This is a genomic window from Mesorhizobium sp. LNHC232B00 (assembly GCF_000502435.1).
Taxonomy (GTDB): domain Bacteria; phylum Pseudomonadota; class Alphaproteobacteria; order Rhizobiales; family Rhizobiaceae; genus Mesorhizobium; species Mesorhizobium opportunistum.
The window spans coordinates 22472-42901 of record NZ_AYWP01000038.1 but is presented as its reverse complement, the minus strand read 5'-3'; the positions used below and the strand labels follow the sequence as shown (position 1 = coordinate 42901).

At 64.1% G+C, this 20430-nt stretch carries 24 protein-coding genes; 6 read left to right on the top strand and 18 right to left on the bottom strand.

The features are described 5' to 3' along the window. Window positions 1–182: 182 nt before the first annotated feature. The 8 genes from X743_RS140885 to X743_RS140920 all read right to left on the bottom strand — a co-directional run bounded on the left by X743_RS140885 (window position 183) and on the right by X743_RS140920 (window position 6410). Window positions 183–797 (bottom strand): LysE family translocator, encoded by a 615-nt coding sequence (locus X743_RS140885; protein ID WP_023768792.1) that lies wholly within the window; start codon window positions 795–797, stop codon window positions 183–185. 115 nt (window positions 798–912) lie between these two features. After that, window positions 913–2358 carry an amidase gene (locus tag X743_RS140890; protein WP_023768791.1) on the bottom strand — a complete coding sequence of 482 codons (1446 nt, stop codon included), beginning with the start codon at window positions 2356–2358 and terminating at the stop codon, window positions 913–915. Between the two features lies 1 nt (window position 2359). Beyond that, the gene (locus X743_RS140895) at window positions 2360–3265 is read right to left on the bottom strand and encodes a ribokinase (RefSeq protein WP_023768790.1); all 906 of its coding nucleotides are present in this window, start codon (window positions 3263–3265) and stop codon (window positions 2360–2362) included. A 151-nt stretch (window positions 3266–3416) separates the two neighbouring features. Further along, the gene (locus X743_RS140900) at window positions 3417–3896 is read right to left on the bottom strand and encodes a hypothetical protein (RefSeq protein ID WP_023768789.1); all 480 of its coding nucleotides are present in this window, start codon (window positions 3894–3896) and stop codon (window positions 3417–3419) included. Next, on the bottom strand, window positions 3871–4386 hold the full coding sequence (locus X743_RS140905) for a hypothetical protein (RefSeq protein ID WP_023768788.1): 516 nt from the start codon (window positions 4384–4386) through the stop codon (window positions 3871–3873). The genes X743_RS140900 and X743_RS140905 overlap by 26 nt, the downstream gene beginning before the upstream one ends. Further along, a complete protein-coding gene (locus X743_RS140910) occupies window positions 4353–4745 on the bottom strand; it encodes a hypothetical protein (RefSeq protein ID WP_023768787.1) in 393 nt (130 codons plus the stop codon). Before X743_RS140910 ends, X743_RS140905 begins: the two co-directional genes overlap by 34 nt. Window positions 4746–4765: 20 nt before the next feature. Beyond that, on the bottom strand, window positions 4766–5236 hold the full coding sequence (locus X743_RS140915; RefSeq protein WP_023768786.1) for a hypothetical protein: 471 nt from the start codon (window positions 5234–5236) through the stop codon (window positions 4766–4768). 220 nt (window positions 5237–5456) lie between these two features. Continuing rightward, complete coding sequence (locus X743_RS140920) at window positions 5457–6410, bottom strand: bifunctional helix-turn-helix domain-containing protein/methylated-DNA--[protein]-cysteine S-methyltransferase (protein ID WP_023768785.1); 954 nt, start codon at window positions 6408–6410, stop codon at window positions 5457–5459. A 115-nt stretch (window positions 6411–6525) separates the two neighbouring features. On the opposite strand from X743_RS140920, the gene X743_RS140925 reads away from it, so the two are divergent. Then, window positions 6526–7341, top strand: coding sequence for a class I SAM-dependent methyltransferase (locus X743_RS140925; protein ID WP_023768784.1), 816 nt, complete (start codon window positions 6526–6528; stop codon window positions 7339–7341). Between the two features lie 59 nt (window positions 7342–7400). On the opposite strand, the gene X743_RS140930 is transcribed toward X743_RS140925, so the two are convergent. Beyond that, window positions 7401–7895, bottom strand: coding sequence for a DUF2244 domain-containing protein (locus tag X743_RS140930; RefSeq protein WP_023768783.1), 495 nt, complete (start codon window positions 7893–7895; stop codon window positions 7401–7403). A 22-nt stretch (window positions 7896–7917) separates the two neighbouring features. Here X743_RS140930 and nth point away from each other — a divergent pair, with 22 nt between their 5' ends. Beyond that, window positions 7918–8718, top strand: a complete 801-nt coding sequence (nth, locus tag X743_RS140935; protein WP_023768782.1) for an endonuclease III — start codon at window positions 7918–7920, stop codon at window positions 8716–8718. Here nth and X743_RS140940 read toward each other — a convergent pair. After that, window positions 8715–9170, bottom strand: a complete 456-nt coding sequence (locus tag X743_RS140940) for a DUF2214 family protein (RefSeq protein ID WP_023768781.1) — start codon at window positions 9168–9170, stop codon at window positions 8715–8717. The genes nth and X743_RS140940 overlap by 4 nt on opposite strands. Before the next feature lie 218 nt (window positions 9171–9388). On the opposite strand from X743_RS140940, the gene X743_RS140945 reads away from it, so the two are divergent. Beyond that, window positions 9389–9922, top strand: a complete 534-nt coding sequence (locus X743_RS140945) for a GNAT family N-acetyltransferase (protein ID WP_023768780.1) — start codon at window positions 9389–9391, stop codon at window positions 9920–9922. A 244-nt stretch (window positions 9923–10166) separates the two neighbouring features. On the opposite strand, the gene X743_RS140950 is transcribed toward X743_RS140945, so the two are convergent. From X743_RS140950 to ubiE, 5 genes are all read right to left on the bottom strand, one after another. Further along, on the bottom strand, window positions 10167–10643 hold the full coding sequence (locus X743_RS140950; protein ID WP_023768779.1) for an NUDIX hydrolase: 477 nt from the start codon (window positions 10641–10643) through the stop codon (window positions 10167–10169). Window positions 10644–10771: 128 nt separating this feature from the next. Beyond that, the gene (locus X743_RS140955) at window positions 10772–11080 is read right to left on the bottom strand and encodes a hypothetical protein (protein WP_023768778.1); all 309 of its coding nucleotides are present in this window, start codon (window positions 11078–11080) and stop codon (window positions 10772–10774) included. A gap of 279 nt (window positions 11081–11359) precedes the next feature. Then, the gene (coaBC, locus tag X743_RS140960; RefSeq protein WP_023768777.1) at window positions 11360–12811 is read right to left on the bottom strand and encodes a bifunctional phosphopantothenoylcysteine decarboxylase/phosphopantothenate--cysteine ligase CoaBC; all 1452 of its coding nucleotides are present in this window, start codon (window positions 12809–12811) and stop codon (window positions 11360–11362) included. Between the two features lie 89 nt (window positions 12812–12900). Continuing rightward, on the bottom strand, window positions 12901–14475 hold the full coding sequence (gene ubiB, locus X743_RS140965; RefSeq protein WP_023768776.1) for a 2-polyprenylphenol 6-hydroxylase: 1575 nt from the start codon (window positions 14473–14475) through the stop codon (window positions 12901–12903). A 70-nt stretch (window positions 14476–14545) separates the two neighbouring features. Continuing rightward, window positions 14546–15322, bottom strand: coding sequence for a bifunctional demethylmenaquinone methyltransferase/2-methoxy-6-polyprenyl-1,4-benzoquinol methylase UbiE (gene ubiE / locus X743_RS140970; protein ID WP_023768775.1), 777 nt, complete (start codon window positions 15320–15322; stop codon window positions 14546–14548). 133 nt (window positions 15323–15455) lie between these two features. Between ubiE and X743_RS140975 the strand changes: the two genes are divergently transcribed. The 3 genes from X743_RS140975 (at window position 15456) to X743_RS140985 (ending at window position 17848) form a co-directional block, all read left to right on the top strand. Continuing rightward, a complete protein-coding gene (locus X743_RS140975) occupies window positions 15456–16430 on the top strand; it encodes an adenosine deaminase (RefSeq protein WP_023768774.1) in 975 nt (324 codons plus the stop codon). A gap of 122 nt (window positions 16431–16552) precedes the next feature. Then, window positions 16553–17182, top strand: coding sequence for a uracil phosphoribosyltransferase (gene upp, locus X743_RS140980; protein WP_013893037.1), 630 nt, complete (start codon window positions 16553–16555; stop codon window positions 17180–17182). A 96-nt stretch (window positions 17183–17278) separates the two neighbouring features. Next, on the top strand, window positions 17279–17848 hold the full coding sequence (locus X743_RS140985) for a TIGR02281 family clan AA aspartic protease (RefSeq protein ID WP_023768773.1): 570 nt from the start codon (window positions 17279–17281) through the stop codon (window positions 17846–17848). Window positions 17849–17864: 16 nt separating this feature from the next. Here the strand turns inward: X743_RS140985 and deoA are convergent, their stop codons facing one another. Genes deoA through cdd form a run of 3 tightly spaced genes read right to left on the bottom strand, consistent with a single transcriptional unit; the run spans window position 17865 to window position 20416 of the window. Beyond that, window positions 17865–19184, bottom strand: a complete 1320-nt coding sequence (gene deoA, locus X743_RS140990) for a thymidine phosphorylase (protein WP_023768772.1) — start codon at window positions 19182–19184, stop codon at window positions 17865–17867. Next, a complete protein-coding gene (locus X743_RS140995; protein ID WP_023768771.1) occupies window positions 19184–19993 on the bottom strand; it encodes a purine-nucleoside phosphorylase in 810 nt (269 codons plus the stop codon). The genes deoA and X743_RS140995 overlap by 1 nt, the downstream gene beginning before the upstream one ends. A gap of 30 nt (window positions 19994–20023) precedes the next feature. Then, a complete protein-coding gene (cdd, locus tag X743_RS141000; RefSeq protein ID WP_013893041.1) occupies window positions 20024–20416 on the bottom strand; it encodes a cytidine deaminase in 393 nt (130 codons plus the stop codon). Window positions 20417–20430 lie beyond the last annotated feature (14 nt).

Genomic DNA, 20430 nt, shown 5'->3' with positions numbered 1-20430 from the left:
CAACGGGTGATCCGGTCATGACCCGGGTCACCCGTCAGCCCGATCATGCATGATTCGAGAGACACAAGGGGTGCTCCAGGCAACACCAACGTCTCACTCCGCTGGAACACCCCTCAACCGTCTCGGCGCTGACGCGCCGATCCACCTTCTCCCGCAAGGGGAGAAGGAGGCAAGGTTCCGCTTCACTTCGACCGTGAAAATGCCAGCCACAGGCCGCCGCCGACCAGGAAGCTGCCGCTGATCCTGGACATGAGCTTGATACGGCTGGCCGACAGCAGGCGCCCGGCGCGGCCGGCGGCGAGCGCATAGGACGAATCCGAGAAGGCGGCGAAGATCATGGCGGTGAGGCCCATGACGACGATCTGCAGCGAATAATTGCCTTGCGGGGCGATGAACTGCGGGAAGAAAGCGCCGAAGAACACCAGCGTCTTGGGATTGCTCAGCGCCACCAGCAGGCCCTGCAGGAAGAAGCCGCCGCGCGGCTTTCGCGCCGTTCCGTCGGCGTTCAGCGTGCCCTTGGAGCGGAGCATCTGCACGCCCATCCAGATCAGGTAGGCGGCGCCGATCAGCCTGATCCATTCGAACCAGTGGCCCATGCCCGCGATCAGCGTGTTGAGGCCGATGCCGACGATGGCGATCATGATGGCAAGCCCGGCCTGCGTGCCGGCGACATTGGCAAGGCCCGCGCGGGAGCCGTGGCGGATGCTGTTTGCGATGATCAACGTGACGGTCGGACCGGGCACAAGGATGATCACGATGCAGGCGAGGACATAGGCGGCGTAGAGTTCCAGCGACATGGATTTTTTCCCTTGGAATGCCGCCGATGCGGTGCGGCTGGTGGCAATCAATGCATGGCGGCGATAGCGATGCAAGCCGGCGCGCGAGGCGTCGCTAGACGCCGATGCGCCCGGGTCAGGCGCCGGCCTGCCAGGGCAGTATCGCCTCATAGGCCGCCGCCGCCTGGAGCACAGCGAGGTCGCCGCGCGGCCGGCCGATCAGCTGCATGCCCATTGGTCGGCCCTTGTCGTCGAAGCCAATGGGCACGTTGACCGCAGGGCAGCCGCCCAGCGTGGCGAAGGCCGAAACCTGCATCCAGCGATGATAGCTGTCCATCGCCCGGCCGGCGACCTCGCACGGCCAGTGCGTGCCGACGTCGAAGGGAAAGACCTGCGCGGTCGGCAGCGCGATGAGGTCGAAGCGGTCGAAGATCGACAGCAGCATCCGATACCAGGACGTGCGGATGACCGATGCCGCGCGGATCTGCGGTGCCGTCAGCCGCATTGCGTTTTCCACCTCCCAGACGGCTTCCGGCTTCAGCAGGCCGCGCCTGGAAGGGTGGTCATAGTGGGTTTTGAGCGCGCAGCCGCTGCTGGCCTGGCGCAGCGTCACGAAGGCCTGCCACAGCCCCTCCAAATCGAAATCCGGCTTGAAGGGGTCGGCCAGGAAGGATGCTTCCGCCAACCGGCCCAGTGCCGCCTCGCAGAGGTCGAGGATGCCGGGCTCAACCGGCAGATGGCCGCCGAGATCGCCGAACCAGGCGACGCGGCCGCCTTTCGCCGGCGTTCCAAGCCCTTCGAGGAACGAGCCTGCCTTCTCATAGGACAGGGGTACTTGCGGGTGGTAGCCCGCCTGCACGTCGAGCAGCAGCGCCATGTCGGCGACATTGCGGCCCATCGGCCCGTCAACGCCCATCTGTGCGTGGAAGACCTCGAGGTCCGGCCCGCCGGGGACAAGCCCCTGCGACGGGCGGAAGCCGTAGACGTTGTTCCAGGCCGCCGGATTGCGCAGCGAGCCGCCGAAATCGCTGCCGTCGGCGACGGGCACCATGTCGAGCGCCAGCGCCACCGCCGCGCCGCCGCTCGATCCGCCGGCGGTGAGCGCCGGATCGAACGCGTTCAGCGTCGGCCCGAATACGGGGTTGTAGGTGTTCGAGCCGAGCCCGAATTCGGGGACATTGGTCTTGCCGATGATGATGGCGCCGGCATCGCGAATGCTTTCGACGAAGAAATCATCTTCCTGGGGCACGAAATCGGCGAAGATCGGCGAGCCGAATGAGGTTCTGAGGCCGGTGGTCGAGGCGAGGTCCTTGATGGCGATCGGCAGGCCGAAGAGCGGGCCGGTTTCGTCCTCCCGGCGGCTATCGGCCGCATCGGCCTCGCGCAGGATATCGCCACGGTCGCGCAAGGAGACGATGGCGTTGACCAGCGGATTGACCGTTTCGATGCGGTCGAGGAAGGCCGTCGCCACCTCGCGCACGGACAGTTTCTTGTGCCGGATCGCGGCTGCCAAGTCGATCGCCGACAGGCGGCAGATATCGCCGGCCGGCGGCACGGCATGTTTCGTTTTGGGGCGCAGCATCTCAGCGCTTTTCCTGCAAAGCCTGATCGACATCCCCAGCCCGAGGGATTGACGGCTGGGCGCCGGGCTTCAAGCAGGCCAGCGAGCCGGCCGCACCGGCGCGTGCCAGTGCCTCCTCGAGCGCGAGACCGGACGACAGGCCAGCGGCGAAGTAACCGCAAAACGTGTCGCCGGCGCCGACCGTATCGACAGGCGTGATCTTCATGGCCGGAACGGTCAGGAAGTCGGTTGGCGTTGCCGCCATGACGCCGTCGCCGCCGAGTGTGACGACGATGGTGCGGCCGGTTTTCGCCGCGAAGTCGCGCATGCGCGCCGCCCGGTCGCGGCCGCTCAGCTTCAACGCTTCGCCATAGAGGTCGAACTCGGTCTCGTTGGCGATCACATAGGCGGCCTTGCCGAGGAAAGCCGCTGCTTCGCCCTGGAAGGGCGCCGTGTTGAGCACGGTGATGGCGCCGGCCGCCCTGGCCTGGTCGAGTGCCGCATCCACGGTCGCCAGCGGGATCTCGTGCTGCAAAAGCACGATATCGCCCTTTTTCAGAAAGGCCTTGGAGAGGTCGCCGGGCAGGACCGAAGCGTTGGCGCCCGGCACCACGGCGATGATGTTCTCGCCGTCGTCGCCGACCATGATCAGCGCGGTCCCCGTCGAGGCAAAGGTTTCGGCGACGCCGGACAGGTCGACCTTGCCGTCGCGCAATAGTGCCAGCGCCTCCGCGGCGAAGCTGTCCTTGCCAACCGCGCCCACCATGCGCACTTGGCCACCGGCGCGCGCGGCGGCCAGCGCCTGGTTGGCGCCCTTGCCGCCGGGCGCAGTGGCGAAACTCGAGCCGCTCACCGTCTCGCCAGGGCTCGGCAATCGGTCGACATTGGCGATAAGATCGAGGTTGATCGAGCCGACAACGATAATCAAGCAAGGCCTCCTGCCGGTACAAATTCAAGATGCCGGAGCGTCGTCTGCATCCTGCCGACGCACGTCGCCCCAATCGCGCGGGAAGCTAGCCTGTAAGGCCGCGGCTTGCCAGACCACGCGAGTGGTCCAGCCGGATTTGTCCTGCCGGAGCCTATTCGCAGCGCACGGTGACCGTACCCTGATAGCTGCCGGCAGGAAAGATTCCACTCGACTTGGTGGCGGTAAGGTCGACTTGCAAGCCGTGCGTTCCGTTGGCGACCCTCTGCGGCACGCTGCCGGGGTTGTCGACCCCAGCACCATCCAGGCGGAAGACCGAGGCGAAGGTCACGTTGGTGCCGCCGCCGCTCGGCGCGGACGAGAATGCGGCAGGCGCCGGGGCCGAAACGGAATAGCAGTCCAGCAGATTGAACAGGGAGCACAGCAAGGAGCTTGCCACGATGGTGGCGCTCGCGCTCGATCCGCCTGCCTGCTTGGAACTCAGTATGCCGATGGCCGGATTGGCGGTCATCGTCCCCGATGCCCCGACCATGATGGTGCAAGTGCCAATGATAGCCGCCCGCGCCGGAAGGCAGAAGCCGGCAAGTGCCATCGCCAGCAGCGCGCGGTTATTTTTTCTTCTTTTTCCTGCCATCGCCATTTCCGGTCCTGATGCTCCAGCCTTCATTGGCCCACCCAGGGGACGCGGCCGTGGGCGCGGCGGCGGCCACACTCGCCGTCTGGCCGCCGTCGACATTGACGCCCATCTTCAACAGCTTCAGTTCCATTTGCAGGCGCTGCACCTCGAGTTCATAGAGCCGGCTGCAGTCGAGACGCTTCGGCGTCCGGCCGATCGGGATCACGACCCGGCCATAGGTGGCGACGTCATTGTTCGACTGGCTGTTGCCTCTGATGACGCCGAGATCGAGATAGGCGCCGCTTCCCGAAACCGCCGAGCGGCAAGTGGTGCCGTCAGCGGCATGAACCTCGTCCTGGCCCTGGGGCAAGGTGACGCCGGGCAGGTTGAAGCCGCTCTCGTTCTGGTTGAGGTTGTAGACATCCTCGGCCAGAGCAGGCGCGGCGCTTGCCGAGGCAACCGCGAGTGCCAGCGTCAGGACTTGCGATGTCCAAAGAACTTTCCGCATATCTGTGCCTTTATCTGGGTCTGCTGATTGGGAAAGGGAATGCTTTCGGTACAGATACGCACTTTACGGTCGGGGGCGCCGTCGAAGGGGACGACCACAAGGACGGGACGGGAAGCCTGCGAAGCCAGTTGGAAGACACTGGGAGAGATTTTGGCCTCCACCGGCTGAAAATCCTGATCGTAGACGTGGACTTCGATCTTGATCTTCTGGTCGTAGGGATTGGCCGGGAAGACGCGGACCGCGAAGACGTCAGTGAAACTGTTGACCTCCCCGCGCATCGGCGACATCGACTGAGCCGCCGCGGCAACAGGGATCAGGCCGACGGCCAGCGCCGTCGCCAAGGTTCCAGAAAAGGTCAAGGATGCCTCCTTCCCGAGGGCTATTCGCAGCGCACCGTCACCGTTGCCTGATAGCTTCCAGAGGCGAAGCGGTTGCTGCCGCCCTTGGTGCCGGCGAGGTGGACCGTGACGAGATCGGCACCGGGGGCGGTCAGGCTGGTGGCCGAGCCCGTCTCCGCTATCGTATGGGCACCGCTCGCCGAATAGGTTGGCGTCCAGGTGATGGCCGTGGTGTCGGCGGCCGGCACTGTGGTGATGGTGACCGGGTCGACGCTCAGCGACACACCTCCGGTGGTGGTGAGCGTGACCGTCCCCGCCGAGCCACCGCTGTTATGCGAGCTCAGCGACTGGAGATCGGGGCTCACCGTCATCGTGCCATTGGTGGCGACCACCAGCGTACAGGTCGCGGTGATCGTGCCGTTGAAAATGACATTCTGCGTCGTGGCCAACGCCGCCTGGTCCATACAGACGACCAACATGGCTGCACCGAAGGCAACACGAAACAACTTCATCGAGACCTCCTACTAAGCCGGATTGCCCGAATTAATATAGGTCATCATCGCTTTATCGTGGTTAATTTAGGGTAAACTAAAATAGTTGTTTGAAGTACCTGTTGCGCAAACCCTGGGTTGTCGTAGGTTGTAAGGAAGAAAAACGCCGCAGAATTATTGTCGATACTTTCCGTTTATAAGGATATGTAGATTTATACGGCGGAAACTGGAAAATCGATATTCACGACGACACTTGCCCGGCCTCCCATCCAAGGATGGCGCGTTTGCGGGTCAGGCCCCAGTGATAGCCGGTGAGGTCGCCGGACTTGCCGATGGCGCGGTGGCAGGGAACCACGAAGGAGAGCGGATTGGCGCCGTTGGCGGCGCCGACCGCCCGGCTGGCGCTTGGCGCGCCTATGCTGGCGGCGATCGAGGAATAGGTGCGAGCCTTGCCCATCGGGATCTTGAGCAGCGCCTCCCAGACACTAACCTGGAAGTCGGTACCGATCATGACGACATGCAGCGGCTGATCGGGACGCCACAGCGTCGGGTCGAAGATGCGCGCGGCGTAGGGGCCGGTCGCGGCCATGTCCTCGACATAGTTGGCGTTCGGCCAGCGGCTGGACATGTCGGCGAAGGCGGCGCGCTCCTCGCCCGGATCGCTGAAGGCAAGGCCGGCAAGCCCGCGGTCGGTGGCCATGATCAGGGCGGTGCCGAACGGCGAGGGGTGGTAGCCATAGCGAATGGTGAGGCCCGCGCCGCGCGTCTTGTAGTCGCCCGGCGACATCGCCTCATGGGTGACGAACAGGTCATGCAGCCGGCCGGGGCCGGACATGCCCAGTTCAAACGAGGTTTCGAGCAGCGGCATGCCGGAATCGAGCAATCTGCGCGCATGGTCCAGCGTCACTGCCTGGAGAAACGCCTTGGGCGACAGGCCGGCCCAGCGGGTGAAGAGTTTTTGCAGGCCGGTCGGTGTTTCGCCGACCTCCTCGGCCAGTTCTTCCAGCGATGGCTGGTCACGGTAGTCGAGGCTGATCTTCTCGATGGCGCGGCGCACAATCTCGTNGGCCAGTTCTTCCAGCGATGGCTGGTCACGGTAGTCGAGGCTGATCTTCTCGATGGCGCGGCGCACAATCTCGTAGTCGCTGCCTTGCGGCGTGATGTCCTTCTCGAGGACTGCTGTGTGTGTGCTCATGGAAGCATCTCCTTGAGCCGGAATATCGCCCCTTGGGGCGCCGATCGCCACCCGAAACTTGCCTTCTTGCGGTGCATACCCAGATAGACACGCAATTTCGAACCACGAGGCACCGATGGCTGGCGAGAAAGTGCATCTGACCGGGGAAAGGGAAACCTTGTTGATGACGCTCTACGGCAAGGCGCTGGAGAGCCGGTTGCCCAATTCGCTGCTGGAGGACCATTTCGCCGACGAGGCGGTTGGCAAGATCGACTATGATTTTGCCAGGCTCAAGGTTGACGTCAATCTCGGCATCGGCCTGGCGATCCGGGCCAAGACGCTGGACGTCCACGTGCAGGATTTTCTGGCCAGAAATCCCGGCGCCATCGTGCTGCATCTGGGTTGCGGGCTCGATACGCGTGTCTTTCGGGTCGATCCACCATCAGGCGTGGACTGGTTCGACGTCGATTATCCCGAGGCCATCGAACTCAGGCGCAAACTTTACCCGCCACGCGATCGCTACCATTTGGTCGGTTCGTCGCTGACCCATCCCGATTGGCTGGCTGAAATGCCGCGCAACCGCGCGGCCATCGTCGTGGCGGAGGGGCTGACGCCCTATCTCCCGGCCGAAGAAGGGCCGCGCCTGCTTTCGAGGCTTGTCTCCCATCTTGCCGGCGGCGAGTTGATATTCGACGCCTATAGCCGTTTCGGCCTGAAGCTGCTTCGCCTCAATCCGGCGGTCAGGGCGACAGGCGCCGAGGTCCATTGGGCGATCGAGGATCCGCACGAGCTGGAACTGGCGGTTCCGAAGCTGCGGTTCGTCGAGGATATCCCAGCATACAAGCCCGAACACGCCGCCCGCATGGGCTGGCCCGCCAAGCTGTTCGTTCGCCTTTGGAAGCACATTCCCGCGTTGCGCAAGATCGGCAGGCTTTTGCGCTACAGGTTCTGAAGAACTTTGTTTGCCGCAATTCCCCAAGGAAAGGGCTGCGTACTTTCCGGGAATTGCTTCTAGCGCGTCTTGGCGGTCGCCAGCGCCCGCGAAAAGGCGGTCGCAAAAGTCTCGCGGGAATCGGGATCGAGAAAGCCGCCGATTGGTACGTTCTGGCCCTGCCCCTCGACCGTCATCCTGGTGATCCCGATCTCGGCGTGGCGGGCGACCGAAAACCTTGCCCAGAACGGATTGAAGCGATGCGCTTCCGATTTTCCGGAGGGTGCGGTCTTGCGGATGTCGAGGCTGGTGCGGGAGACCGACACCTCCTCGCGGGCGCGGGCAGCCCGATAGTTGACGCGAAAGGCGACGTAGACGGCAACCACGTCGAGGCCGAAGAAGCCGAACACCGGCCAGGCGCCGCGCGACAGGAAAAACGCGCCCGTCACCAGCCAGCCGAACAGCAGCGCTCCCATCAGCACGAAGAAACCCGTCCTGCCCAGCGACCGGTGTGGGGTCAGCAGTGCCTGGAAGAATGGCTCGTCGGCCTGGAATGAGGCGTTTGTGTCGCTCATGACTGGATATTATAGGAAGGGAATGGCGAGCCCCAAGTCCAAAGAGTCTTCCATGCCCAAAAAAGAACTCGCGCCCGGCCGGCGTGACGGCTCGAACGCCAAACCACGCCCACGTCCGGCACGGGGTTTGTCGCGCTACAGCCCGGCGGAAGTGCACGAGATCTTCCGGCGCTTTTCCGTCCAGCGGCCGGAACCGAAGGGCGAACTCGAACATCTCAACGCCTTCACGCTGCTGGTCGCGGTGGTGCTGTCGGCGCAGGCGACGGATGCCGGCGTCAACAAGGCGACACGGGCCCTGTTCAAGGCCGCCGATACGCCGCAGAAGATGTTGGCGCTGGGTGAGGCCAAGGTCGGCGACCACATCAGAACCATCGGCCTGTGGCGCAACAAGGCCAAGAACGTCATCGCGCTGTCCGAAGCGCTGATCCGCGACCATGGCGGCGCGGTGCCTGACGACCGCGACGAGCTGGTCAAGCTGCCCGGAGTCGGACGCAAGACCGCCAATGTCGTGCTCAACATGGCTTTCGGCCAGCATACGATGGCGGTCGACACGCATATTTTCCGGATCGGCAACCGGCTCGGGCTGGCGCCCGGCAAGACGCCGGAGCAGGTCGAGCAGGGGCTGTTAAGGATAATCCCGGACGAATACATGCGCCATGCGCATCACTGGCTGATCCTGCATGGCCGCTATGTCTGCAAGGCGCGCAAGCCGGATTGCCCGGCCTGCGTCATCGCCGACATCTGCAAGGCGGAGGTGAAGACGACCGGCATTCCGGCCCCCCTGGTGCCGATCGCTCCGCTCGAAACGGTTGCCGCTGGTTAGTAGCCGTAGCCGCGCGCCATCGCCGCCGCGAAGACCGGGATCAGCAGGAAGACGAAGGCTTCGGCGCGGATATAGGTCTTGACCGAAGCCAGTTCGCTTGCTGGCACGGCGAAGGCTGGATTGGCGCTGGCCTGCCTGTTCCAGGAGATGAAACGGATGGTCGGGATGATCGACAGCAGGCCGACAACACCAAACGCCGCCATCTTGGCCCAGAACATCCAGTTGTAGACGTAGAATTCCCAACCCTTGAGGCTCCAGAAGACACGGCCGATGCCGACGATGATGATAAGCGCGGCGATGATGCCATAGTGGCGGTCGATGCCAGCGAGCCGCTTGAGCGTGGCGGCGGCGAGGTCGCCGCGGATCAGAACGAACTCGGCGCCGATGATGCCTGCAAGGGAAAACACCAGCAGATGATGGACGATGGCAAGCACAAGGTCGGTGGTGTCCATGCTCGTTCCCCTGGGTTTGACGACGGCCCAGTCCACGTCTGAAAAGATTGCCTAAAGGGTGCTCGAATCTGCCTGCCGGGAAAATAACACTCCCGGATAAAATTCCCGGAGCGAGCTTGTGTAGCGCCACGGCGCCCTGGATGATGGCGCGTGTCGCCCTGGCCCTTGCGCCGCAGCGGCGATTTGGTAAGCGCTGACGACCAGCGAGGCAGATCATCATGACCAATCCGCACGGCGTTCCGTTCATCGAGACGCAGCGAACCATCCTGCGGGCGCACCGGCTCGGCGATTTCGATGCCTATGTCGACATGTGGGCCGATCCGGTCGTCACCCGCTTCATCGGCGGCAAGCCACGCACGCGCGAGGAAAGCTGGATGCGCTTCCTGCGCCACGCTGGCCTGTGGTCGCTGCTGGGCTACGGCTTCTGGGCCATCGAGGAGAAGGCGACGGGCCGCTTCGTCGGCGAGGCCGGTTTTCACGACCTGAAGCGCAATATCCAGCCATCGATAGAGGGTATCCCGGAGGCCGGCTGGGCGCTGGCGCCGACGGTGCATGGCGCTGGCCTTGCCACCGAGGTCGTCGGCCGCGTGCTTTCATGGGGCGAAGAGACATTCGGGCGCACGAAAACCGTCTGCATCATCGATCCGGAGAATACCGCCTCATTGAACGTCGCGACGAAGTGCGGCTACCGGGAAGTGGTTCGGACAAGCTATCACGACGCCCCGACCGTCCTGCTGGAGCGGCAGCCTTAAAACCGGGATTGGAGACCTTGGCCCGCCTGCGGCGCAGCTTGCGCGCCTGATCGGCCCAAGGATCGGCGGTGTCGGCTGTGGCTGGAGCGCTTCTCGGGCCGAGCAGCGCCGCCCAGGCATCGAAGGGCTGCGGCATGGCGATCCCATAGCCCTGGGCATAGTCGACACCGATCGCCGGCAGGGCGGCGGCGATGCCGTCGCTTTCGACGACCTCGGCAATGGTGCGCTTGCCCATGGCCCTGCCTCAGGCTGCGTCGACCGGCTGGGGCTCGGGAAGCTTCAAGGTCTTCACCAGCGTCGAGAGATCGGGCTCATCGATGAGCATCGCTGCGTCGGCCGGCGCCAGCCAGGCCCGCTGCCGCCGCTTGGCTTCCTGCCAGTCGGCAAGCTCTTCCGTCACTTCAAGCAGATAGACGATGACGTCGACGCGGACAAAACGGCTGGCCAGCCGCTTCCAGTAGGAATAGAGGCCCGCCGGTTGCTTCAGCGTCCTGCCGAGCACGCCGGCTTCCTCTTCAGCCTCGATGGTGGCCGCCTTGCGCCCGCTCTTGCCTTTCATAGGCCAGCCCTTGGGCACGATGAAACGTCTCGTCGTTCTCGACGTGACCAGCATCACTTCGATGTCGCCGTGCGCGTTCAGCCGAAAGGGGATAGCCGCCACCTGGCGGATCCTCTCGCCTTTCTTGGCTTTGCGCACGGCCTTTTTCTTGGTGGCTGCCATTCGTAAAAATCCAGTCGGTGCAGTGCCCCATAGCGTGATGCGGCATCTTTGCAAAACCCAAACTGCCGCAGGGGCACTTGAAGGCCCCTACCATGTAAGTCGGCTAAATAAAAGAAGGTAGCCGCCTGTCAGCGGCAGGTGCTGACGGCGGTGTTGCCAATTATCTGCGTCTGACAGCTCGGCTTGACCCGCGGCACGACCGGCTGCGGCGGCTGGACGACCACGCGGTCCTGGGCACGATACTGTTGCTGCTGCTGCTGGAATTGCTGGCGCTGAACCCGGTTCTGCAAGGCCTGCAGGTCGTTCTGCTGGATCTGGGCATTGCCGTTGGCCGAGGGAATGACGATCTGCGCGGAAGCAGATTGACCAAAGCCCGCCAGGACCACAGCGGCCAGTAGCACCGCGGCAACGGCCGCCGGTGTTCGACGCGCTGACATTCGCTCGTTCCTGCAAAAAATCCTGTTCATCCCTTGCATATAGGGCGTTTGTCCGGCGATGCCATGGCCGGCACATGGATCGCCCTGGATTGCCTTCGCGGCGGCGGAGAATCTGCCCGGCAACCCAGCAGCTGGCTCGAACCGCGGAACTCCTGTCCAATTGACGGAGCAGTTCACGGTACCGGTGAACTGCTGTAACCCCTTGTTTTGACGCGATTCCCAAGGGAAAGCGCTACGCGCTTTTCCGGGAAAACCGTTTCACACTTTTCCTGGAAACGCCTACACGACGATCGTTTTCAACCGCTCGGCGATGAGGGCGGCGAGCCGTGCCGCCACCTCGTCCTTGGTCATCTCGGGCCATTCCTCGACACCGGCCTCGGACACGATCCGCACCCGGTTGCGATCACCGCCCATCACGCCCGAAGCGCCGATGCCGCTTTCCTGCGACACGTCGTTGGCGACGATGAAATCGGCGCCCTTCTTCGAAAGCTTGGCTTCGGCGTTGCGCAGGAGATCCTGGGTCTCGGCCGCGAAGCCGACGACAAGGCGGGGCCGCTGCTTGTGGTGGCCGACCCCTGCAAGGATGTCGGGGTTTTCGACCATGCGCAGTAACGGTGGCCCTTCGCCAGCCACTTTCTTGATCTTTTCATCTGCCGAATTTTCCGTGCGCCAGTCGGCGACGGCGGCTACGAACACCGCCGCGTCGGCGGGCAGGAGTTGTTCCACCGCCTCACGCATTTCCTGTGCACGTTCGACATGGATAGTCGTCACGCCGGCGGGGTCGGCGATGCCGACAGGACCGGAGACGAGGCGCACGTCGGCGCCAAGCCTTGCCAATGCGGCGGCGATCGCGTGGCCCTGCTTGCCGGACGAACGGTTGGCGATATAGCGCACCGGGTCGATCGGCTCGTGCGTCGGGCCGGAGGTGACGATGATCTTGCGCCCCGCCAGCGGCTTGGGGCCGACATCGAGCAGCGCCTCGACGGCGGCCACGATCTCCAGCGGTTCGGCCATACGGCCTTCGCCGGCCTCGTTGCTTTCGGCCATCTCACCTTTGGCCGGGCCGACGAAGCCGACGCCATCCTTGCCCAGCGTCGCGCGATTGCGGCGGGTGGTGGGGTGTGACCACATCCTGGGGTTCATGGCCGGCGCCATCAGCACCGGCTTGTCGGTGGCGATGAGCACTGTCGAGGCAAGATCGTTGGCATGGCCATTGGCGAGCTTTGCCATCAGGTCGGCGGTGGCGGGAGCGACCACCAAAAGGTCGGCTTCGCGCGACAGCCTGATGTGGCCGACATCGTGCTCGTCATTGCGGTCGAACAGTTCGGTGAAGACATGATCGGCCGAGAGCGCGCCGACCGACAATGTGGTGACGAATTCCTGCGCCGCCGATGTCATGACCACGCGCACCGCGGCACCGCGCTCGCGCAGCCGGCGGATGAGATCGAGCGATTTATAGGCGGCGATGCCACCGCCGATGATGAGCAGGATGCGTTTGCCGGAAAGGGCGCCGCGCGGCGACATCTTGCCTGCCGGGGCGGCAGCCGGGATCGCCGTGCCGTGCACGCTGGTCAGCTCGTGCAGGGTCTTTTCAGGCACGATCTGGCGGTCGACAGCGGCCCGGATCATCACCCGCGCCTGTTCTTCCATGGAACGGCTATTTTCCGCCGCGAGTCGGCGCAGCAGTTCCTTGACCTCATCGTCGAGATTGCGGATCGTGATGCTAGCCATATGATTGCACTTTGCCGAGATTGATCGATTGCAATGATATCAATGCAATCAAATGCTCGCAAGCTATGGCGCCATGCCGATAGCCGAGCCTAAAAGATCTTCCAGGCGATATAGACCAGCGTCAGCGCGATCACCCACAGCGCGATACGGCCGGAGCGGCTGTAGCGCGCTTCAGCCTTGCCGATCGCGCGGGCAGTGTTCTCGTCGAAGCGCAGGCCGTGCTCGGCCATCAGGTCGATCTCGCGCGACAGCCGCTCGGTGCGCACTGCAAGCTCAGGCACCTGGCGAAACAGCGCCAGCATCGCCTTGCCGCCGTCGCGCGCATCGGCCAGCAGGCCACGCGGGCCGAGATTGCCTGATATCCAGCCGCCGACGACCGGTTCGGCCGTCTTCCACATGTTGAAGCCCGGATCGAGCGTGCGCGCCACGCCCTCGACCACCACCATGGTTTTCTGCAGCAGGATCAGTTCAGGCCGTGTCGCCATGTCGAAGAGCTCGGTCACCTCGAACAGCAGCGTCAGAAGCTTGGCCATCGAAATCGTTTCGGCCGGCTGGCCATGGATCGGCTCTCCGATAGCGCGGATCGCCTGCGCGAAGGCCGAGACATTGTGCTGGCGCGGAACGTAGCCAGCCTCGAAATGGACTTCGGCAACGCGCAGATAGTCGCGCGTGATGAAGCCGTAGAGGATTTCCGCGAGAAAGCGGCGCTCCTTCTTGCCGAGCCGGCCGGCGATGCCGAGATCGACGGCGACGATGGTGCCGTTTGCCTCGACGAACAAATTGCCCGGATGCATATCGGCATGGAAGAAGCCGTCGCGCAACGTATGGCGCAGGAAGGACTGGATGAGATTGGTGGCGATCGCCTTGAGATCGTGGCCCGCCGCTTGAAGGCCTGCGATATCGTTCATCTTGACGCCGTCGACCCACTCCATGGTCAGCACATCGCGGCCGGTGCGCTCCCAGTCGACGGATGGCACGCGAAAACCAGGATCATTCCTGGTGCTTTCGCCGAGTTCCGAGAGTGCCGCCGCCTCGAGGCGCAGATCCATCTCGATTCTGGTGGTCTGCGCCAGCGTCTCGGTCACCTCCACCGGCCGCAGCCGGCGTGACGACGGGATGTATTTCTCCTGCAGGCGCGCGGCTAGAAAATAGCTTTCGAGGTCCTGGAAGAAGCGGCGGCGCACGCCCGGCCGGATCACCTTGACCGCCACCTTGGTCACGGCGCCAGCCTGGACAGTTTCAGCGGCATGGACCTGGGCGATCGAGGCAGCGGCGACCGGATCGCCGAATTGCGTGTAGAGATCGCCTATCTTGCGCCCGAGCGAAGCCTCGATGGCCGCGACCGCCTCGACCTTCGGGAAGGTGTGCATCTTGTCCTGCAGCATGGCGAGATCGAGCGCCATGTCGTTGCCGACGACGTCGGGCCGTGTCGCCAGGAATTGGCCGAGCTTGACATAGGATGGTCCGAGCCGGACCACTGCCTTGGCCAGTCGATCGCTGCGCTCATAGGCCAGAGCGCGGCGGCGGGTGAACAGCCGCGCCAGTCGCCAGCCGAGTTTCGGCAGGCCTGAGAGTTCCTCGCCCGGCAAGGCGGCGACGACGCCCTCGCGCACCAGCACCCAGCCGGCCCGCACGAGCCTGAAACCGGCGCCGACGCTGCTCATGGCTGCATCCATCCGGCCGGTTCAAAGAACCGGCAGGAGCCATATCGGGAGCGGGAAATGCGGTCGAACCTCAAAGCTTCCAGCCCGAATGCAGTGCCGCGATGCCGCCGGAATAATTGCGGAAGGAAACGCGGTCGAAGCCCGCGTGGGTGATCGTGGAAGCAAAGTTTGCCTGGTTGGGGAATTTCGCGATCGATTCGACCAGATAGGAATAAGGCTCGCCGTCGCCGGTGACCATCTTGCCGATCTTGGGAATGGCGTTGAAGGACCAGGCTTCGTAGACCTGGTCGAGCAGCGGCATCTCGACCTCGGAAAATTCCAGGCACAGGAAACGGCCGCCCGGCTTCAGCACGCGGAACGCTTCACCCAGAGCGACGTCGATATGCGGCACGTTGCGAATGCCGAAAGCGATGGTGTAGGCGTCGAAAGTGGCGTCGGCGAAAGGCAGTTCCTCGGCATTGGCCTCGACGAAGTCGGTGTTGCCGGACAGGCCTTTCTTCTGCGCCCTGTCGCGGCCGACAGCGAGCATCGAGCCATTGATGTCGAGCACGGTGGCATGTGCGTTGCCATGGCTTGCGTCGACGATGCGAAACGCGATGTCGCCGGTGCCGCCGGCCACGTCGAGCACCTTCCAGCCCACTCTTTTCGGAGGGTTCAGCCATGTCACCATGGCATCCTTCCACAGCCGGTGCAGGCCGCCCGACATCAGATCGTTCATCAGGTCGTAGCGGTTGGCCACCTTGTGGAAAACATCGTTGACCAGGGACTGCTTTTCGCCTTCCCCTACACGCTTGAAACCATAGGAGGTTTCCATGCCGCCCGCGGCCGTGGTTCTCTCAACTGACATTTTTTTGATCCGTCATAAAACCGGCGGGACCATAGCCGATCGATGGTGCGGGCGCTATTGTTTAAGGCGCGGTGTTCAGCCGCGCTTCCAGGTGCTGGTTTTCAAGACCTGGACTGACCGACGGGATGTTTGAATGCCTTTGAAAGCGGAACTGCACTGCCATATCGAAGGGGCAGCGGCGCCCGAACTCGTCATCCGCCAGGCGCAGAAATACGGCAAGGATACCTCGCCCTATATCCAGAATGGGTCCTTCGTCTGGCATGATTTCACGTCCTTTCTCGCGGCGTATGACTTCTCCTCCGACCTGTTTCGGACCGAGGAGGATTATGCGCGGCTGGCCGACCATTATCTGACCAGCCTGGCCCGTGACGGCGCCATCTATTCCGAGGTCTTCACCTCGCCGGACCATGCGGAGAAAGCCGGGCTGTCCCCCAAGGCCTATACCGACGCGCTCGGCGAAGGCATGCTGCGCGCCAAGGCCAAGACAGGCATCGAGGGCCGCATGATCGTCACCGGCGTGCGTCATGTCGGCGTGGAATCGATCGAGCGGGCGGCGCGCTTCGCGGCGCGCTCCGGGCATCCGCTGGTCACCGGCTTCGGTGTCGCCGGCGATGAGCGCATGGGCGACATGGAGGACTATGTCAGGGCTTTCGAGATCGCGCGCGAAGCCGGGCTCGGCATCACCGTCCATGCCGGCGAACTGACCGGCTGGGAGACTGTCCAGGCCGCGCTCGACCATATCCGTCCCTCGCGCATCGGCCATGGCGTGCGCGCCATCGAAAACCCGGATCTTGTTCGGCGCATCGCGGACGAAGGCGTCGTTTTGGAGTGCTGCCCGAGTTCCAACATCGCGCTCAAAGTGTTCGACAGCTTTGCCGATCATCCGTTTCCGGCGCTCAAGGCCGCCGGCTGCAAGGTGACGCTCAACTCCGACGACCCGCCCTATTTCTGGACCTCGCTGAAGCGCGAATACGACATCGCCGCCGAACATTTCGCGATGAGCGAGAAAGCGCTGGCCGCCGTCACCCGAACGGCGATCGAGGCCGCTTTCGTCGATCGCAAGACCAAGTCCGCGCTTCTTGCCCGGTTGAACGCGGTGGCGCGCTGATTTCTGCGAAATCTGTGGTCCACCGAGCCCAGGCGGTTCCTTGGCCGGCGCATAGCCGCTAGGGTCGTCCGAGCTGCCTGCCGCGCCTGTGCGCATAGGGCGACACGCATCAGGAGAACATCATGAAGGGCGTCACCGTCGTCGACCATCCGCTTGTCCAGCACAAGCTGACCATCATGCGCAAGAAGGAGACCTCGACAGCCGGCTTCCGGCGGTTGCTGCGCGAAATATCGCTGCTGCTCGGCTACGAGGTCACCCGCAATCTCGAACTGACGACGACGACGATCGAAACGCCGATGGAGACCATGGAAGCGCCGACGCTCGAGGGCAAGAAGCTGGTCTTCGCCTCGGTGCTGCGTGCCGGCAATGGCTTGCTGGAAGGCCTGCTCGACCTGGTGCCGGCAGCCCGCGTCGCCCATGTCGGCCTCTACCGCGATCACGAGACGCTGGAGGCAGTCGAGTATTTCTTCAAGGCGCCGAGCGATCTGGCCGACCGGCTTGTGATCGTCGTCGATCCGATGCTGGCGACAGCCAATTCGGCGATCGCGGCGATCGACAAATTGAAAGAGCGCGGCGCCACCAACATCCGCTTCCTGTGCCTGCTGGCGGCGCCCGAAGGCATCGAGCGCTTCACCACCGCGCATCCCGACGTTCCGGTCTTCACCGCGTCCATCGACCGCCAGCTCAACGAGAAGGGCTACATCATGCCCGGCCTCGGCGATGCCGGCGACCGCATGTACGGGACCAAATAATTTACCAAATGTTTACGCAACGGCGCGGTTTTAGCGCCCGTTAAAGCGGCAAACACCATCCGGCGCTAAAGGATCGGTACTCACAAAGGCCGATCCATGCTGCGCAAACTTCTCATCTTCAGCGTCTTTGCCGGCACATCGGCGTCGATCCCGGTTGTCTACCAGTCAAATCCGCAGGTCTTCGAAAACCTTCTGAGATCGGCGGTGACGGCCAAGCCCGACGCCGAGACCCAGGCCCAGCCCGACATCAACCTGGCATCGGTGCCCGACAAGCCGGTGGCGCCGAAACCGGCCGGCCGCAAGGTCGTCGTCGCGGCGGACGAGCGCGGGCACTTTTCATCGACCTTCAAGCTCAACGGCCGTCAGGTCGATGGCATGGTCGACACGGGCGCGACACTGGTTGCGGTCAATACGTCGACGGCGCGCAGGATCGGGCTGTCGCTCAATCCATCCGATTTCAGCCGTGAGGTCAGCACCGCCAACGGCACCATCAAGGCGGCGGTGGTGATGATCGATCGGCTGCAGATCGGCAGCATCACCGTCAATGACGTGCAGGCCATCGTGCTCGACGACAAGGCGCTGCGCACCAACCTGATCGGCATGAGCTTCCTCAACAGGCTTGGCAAATACCAGGCCGAAAACGGCACCTTGCTGCTCGCTCAATAGGAAGAGTTCCGTCCGGTCAACCGCGCGCCAGAATCCGCCGCATGACGGTTTTGTCCGCCGGCGGTTTCGAAGCCCCGATCGTGTAGGCTGAAAGCACGGCCGCGGCCGCGGCCTCGGCATCGGACTGCGAGCGGGCATGCACCAGCGCCAGCGGCTCGCCTGCACCGACCTCGGCGCCGATGGGCAGCAGCCTGGTGATGCCGACCGCCGGGTCGATCTTGTCGTCGGGGCGCGTGCGCCCGCCGCCAAGGCCAACCACCGCCAGGCCGATGTCGCGGGTGGCGATGCCGGTGACGAAGCCGCCGGTCGTTGCCTTGACTGCAAATTCGGTTGCTGCCTCGGCCAGGTATTTTTCCGGCCTCTCGATGAAATCGGCGGGGCCGCCGAGCACCGACACCATGCGCGCGAAGGTGGCGGCGGCGCGGCCGCTGACAAGCGTCTCCGTGGCGCGCCGCATGCCGTCCTGGTTGGACGATACCAGTCCCGCCGACTGCAGCATTTCGGCCGCCAGCGCCAGCGTCACATCCTCCAGCCGCCGGTCGCGAAAACGGCCGGTCAGGAAATCGACGGCGTTGCGCACCTCGACGGCATTGCCGGCGGCGGACGCCAGCGGTTCGTTCATGCCGGTGATCAAGGCCGAGACCTTCAGTCCTGCGCCGCTGGCGACCTCGACCAGGCTGTTGGCGAGTGCCGTCGCGTCGCGCGACTTCTCCATGAAGGCGCCGTTGCCGACCTTGACGTCGAGCACCAGCGAGCCGAGGCCCGCGGCCAGCTTTTTCGACAGGATCGAGGCGGTGATCAGCGGCACCGATTCCACGGTTCCGGTGACGTCGCGAATGGCGTAAAGCCGGCGGTCGGCCGGCGCGAGATCGGCGGTCTGGCCGATGATGGCGCAACCCGTTTCCAGCACCGCCTTGCGAAACAGCGCGATGTCGGGCTGGCTGGCATAGCCGGGGATGGCATCCATCTTGTCCAGCGTGCCGCCGGTATGGCCGAGGCCACGACCCGATATCATCGGTACATAGGCGCCACAGGCGGCAACGATCGGCGCCAGCATCAGCGAGACATTGTCGCCGACGCCGCCGGTCGAATGCTTGTCGGTGACGGGGCCCGGCAGATCCGACCAATCGAGCACGTCGCCGGAATCGCGCATGGCCAGCGTCAACGCCACGGCCTCGTCGCGGTTCATGCCGTTGAAGAACACCGCCATGGCGAAAGCCGCGACCTGGCCATCGGTGACGGCGCCCGACGTCACGCCGTCCATGAAGGCGGCAATTTCACGGGCCGGCAGCCTCTGGCCGTCGCGCTTGTGGCGGATGATTTCCTGCGGAAGCATCAGTTCTCCAGCAGTCCGTCGCGGAACACACGCTGCAGGACCGTCGCCAGCCGCGACCCGCCGACCGGCGCCATGTCCTTGGTCTCCTGGTGCGAAAGCTCGGCTCCGGTCATGCCGGCCGCCAGATTGGTGATGACCGAGCAGGCGGCGACGCGCAGGCCAAGAAAACGGGCGAGAATGACCTCCGGCACGGTCGACATGCCGACGGCGTTGGCGCCCATGATGCGCGCCATGCGGATCTCGGCCGGCGTTTCGAAGCACGGGCCGGAAAACCACATGTAGACGCCCTTGTGCAGCGCCGTGCCGGTAGCCTTCGCGGCCTGTTCAATCGCTTTGCGGATGCCGGCATCATAGGCTTCGGTGAGACCGACGAAGCGGCGGTCGCTCGGCTCGCCGATCAAAGGATTGGTGCCGGAGAAGTTGATGTGGTCCGATATCAGCATGACCGAGCCCGGCAGCATCTCGGGATCGACCGAGCCGGCGGCGTTGGTGAGGATCAGTTTGGTGATGCCGATGCCGGCAAGCACTTCCAGCACCGGCCGCATCGCCGCAGCGTTGCCATGCTCGTAATAGTGAGCGCGGCCGGACAGCATCAGCACCGGCGTGCCGGCAAACAGCCCGGCCACCACTTCGCCGGCATGACCGCTGACGCCGCTTCTGGGGAAGCCGGGCAGGTCGGCATAGGAGACGCGGATCGGGTGCTCGATCCGGTCGACCAGGCCACCGAGGCCCGAACCCAGCACCAGCGCCGTGGTCGGTGCCAAGCCGTCCAGCTTTTCGATAAGACGATCCACGGCCTTTTCGGTCATTCCAGCCTGCCCTTCATTGGAGCCGATCTTTCACTTGAGAATATCGCCGCGAAAACCGTAGGGCAGCATGTCGCCCATGGTCACGGTCTCGGCGACGCCGGTATTGTCGCAGAGATAGAGTTTGGTTTCCGGTCGGCAGAATTCGGCTAGCCGCTGGCGGCAGCCGCCGCAAGGCGAGCATTTGGCCATGCGCTCGGCAAGGACGGCGATTTCGACGATCTTGCCGCCGCCGCCCATGATGTAGTGGCCAAGCGCGGTGGTCTCGGCGCACCAGCCTTCGGGATAGGAGGCGACCTCGATGTTGGCGCCGCTGAAGACGCGACCGTCCTCGGTGCGCAAGGCAGCACCCACTGGAAACTTCGAGTAGGGTGCATAGGCCTTGGCCATGGCGGCCCTGGCCGCCTCGAACAGATCATGCGACATTTCAGTACTTCTCT

Coding starts and splice junctions, on each gene's coding strand:
- X743_RS140885 (WP_023768792.1), bottom strand. CDS start 797: ATGTCGCTGGAACTCTACGCCGCCTATGTCCTCGCCTGCATCGTGATC.
- X743_RS140890 (WP_023768791.1), bottom strand. CDS start 2,358: ATGCTGCGCCCCAAAACGAAACATGCCGTGCCGCCGGCCGGCGATATC.
- X743_RS140900 (WP_023768789.1), bottom strand. CDS start 3,896: ATGGCAGGAAAAAGAAGAAAAAATAACCGCGCGCTGCTGGCGATGGCA.
- X743_RS140905 (WP_023768788.1), bottom strand. CDS start 4,386: ATGCGGAAAGTTCTTTGGACATCGCAAGTCCTGACGCTGGCACTCGCG.
- X743_RS140915 (WP_023768786.1), bottom strand. CDS start 5,236: ATGAAGTTGTTTCGTGTTGCCTTCGGTGCAGCCATGTTGGTCGTCTGT.
- X743_RS140925 (WP_023768784.1), top strand. CDS start 6,526: ATGGCTGGCGAGAAAGTGCATCTGACCGGGGAAAGGGAAACCTTGTTG.
- X743_RS140930 (WP_023768783.1), bottom strand. CDS start 7,895: ATGAGCGACACAAACGCCTCATTCCAGGCCGACGAGCCATTCTTCCAG.
- nth (WP_023768782.1), top strand. CDS start 7,918: ATGGCGAGCCCCAAGTCCAAAGAGTCTTCCATGCCCAAAAAAGAACTC.
- X743_RS140940 (WP_023768781.1), bottom strand. CDS start 9,170: ATGGACACCACCGACCTTGTGCTTGCCATCGTCCATCATCTGCTGGTG.
- X743_RS140945 (WP_023768780.1), top strand. CDS start 9,389: ATGACCAATCCGCACGGCGTTCCGTTCATCGAGACGCAGCGAACCATC.
- X743_RS140950 (WP_023768779.1), bottom strand. CDS start 10,643: ATGGCAGCCACCAAGAAAAAGGCCGTGCGCAAAGCCAAGAAAGGCGAG.
- X743_RS140955 (WP_023768778.1), bottom strand. CDS start 11,080: ATGTCAGCGCGTCGAACACCGGCGGCCGTTGCCGCGGTGCTACTGGCC.
- coaBC (WP_023768777.1), bottom strand. CDS start 12,811: ATGGCTAGCATCACGATCCGCAATCTCGACGATGAGGTCAAGGAACTG.
- ubiB (WP_023768776.1), bottom strand. CDS start 14,475: ATGAGCAGCGTCGGCGCCGGTTTCAGGCTCGTGCGGGCCGGCTGGGTG.
- ubiE (WP_023768775.1), bottom strand. CDS start 15,322: ATGTCAGTTGAGAGAACCACGGCCGCGGGCGGCATGGAAACCTCCTAT.
- X743_RS140975 (WP_023768774.1), top strand. CDS start 15,456: ATGCCTTTGAAAGCGGAACTGCACTGCCATATCGAAGGGGCAGCGGCG.
- upp (WP_013893037.1), top strand. CDS start 16,553: ATGAAGGGCGTCACCGTCGTCGACCATCCGCTTGTCCAGCACAAGCTG.
- X743_RS140985 (WP_023768773.1), top strand. CDS start 17,279: ATGCTGCGCAAACTTCTCATCTTCAGCGTCTTTGCCGGCACATCGGCG.
- deoA (WP_023768772.1), bottom strand. CDS start 19,184: ATGCTTCCGCAGGAAATCATCCGCCACAAGCGCGACGGCCAGAGGCTG.
- X743_RS140995 (WP_023768771.1), bottom strand. CDS start 19,993: ATGACCGAAAAGGCCGTGGATCGTCTTATCGAAAAGCTGGACGGCTTG.
- cdd (WP_013893041.1), bottom strand. CDS start 20,416: ATGTCGCATGATCTGTTCGAGGCGGCCAGGGCCGCCATGGCCAAGGCC.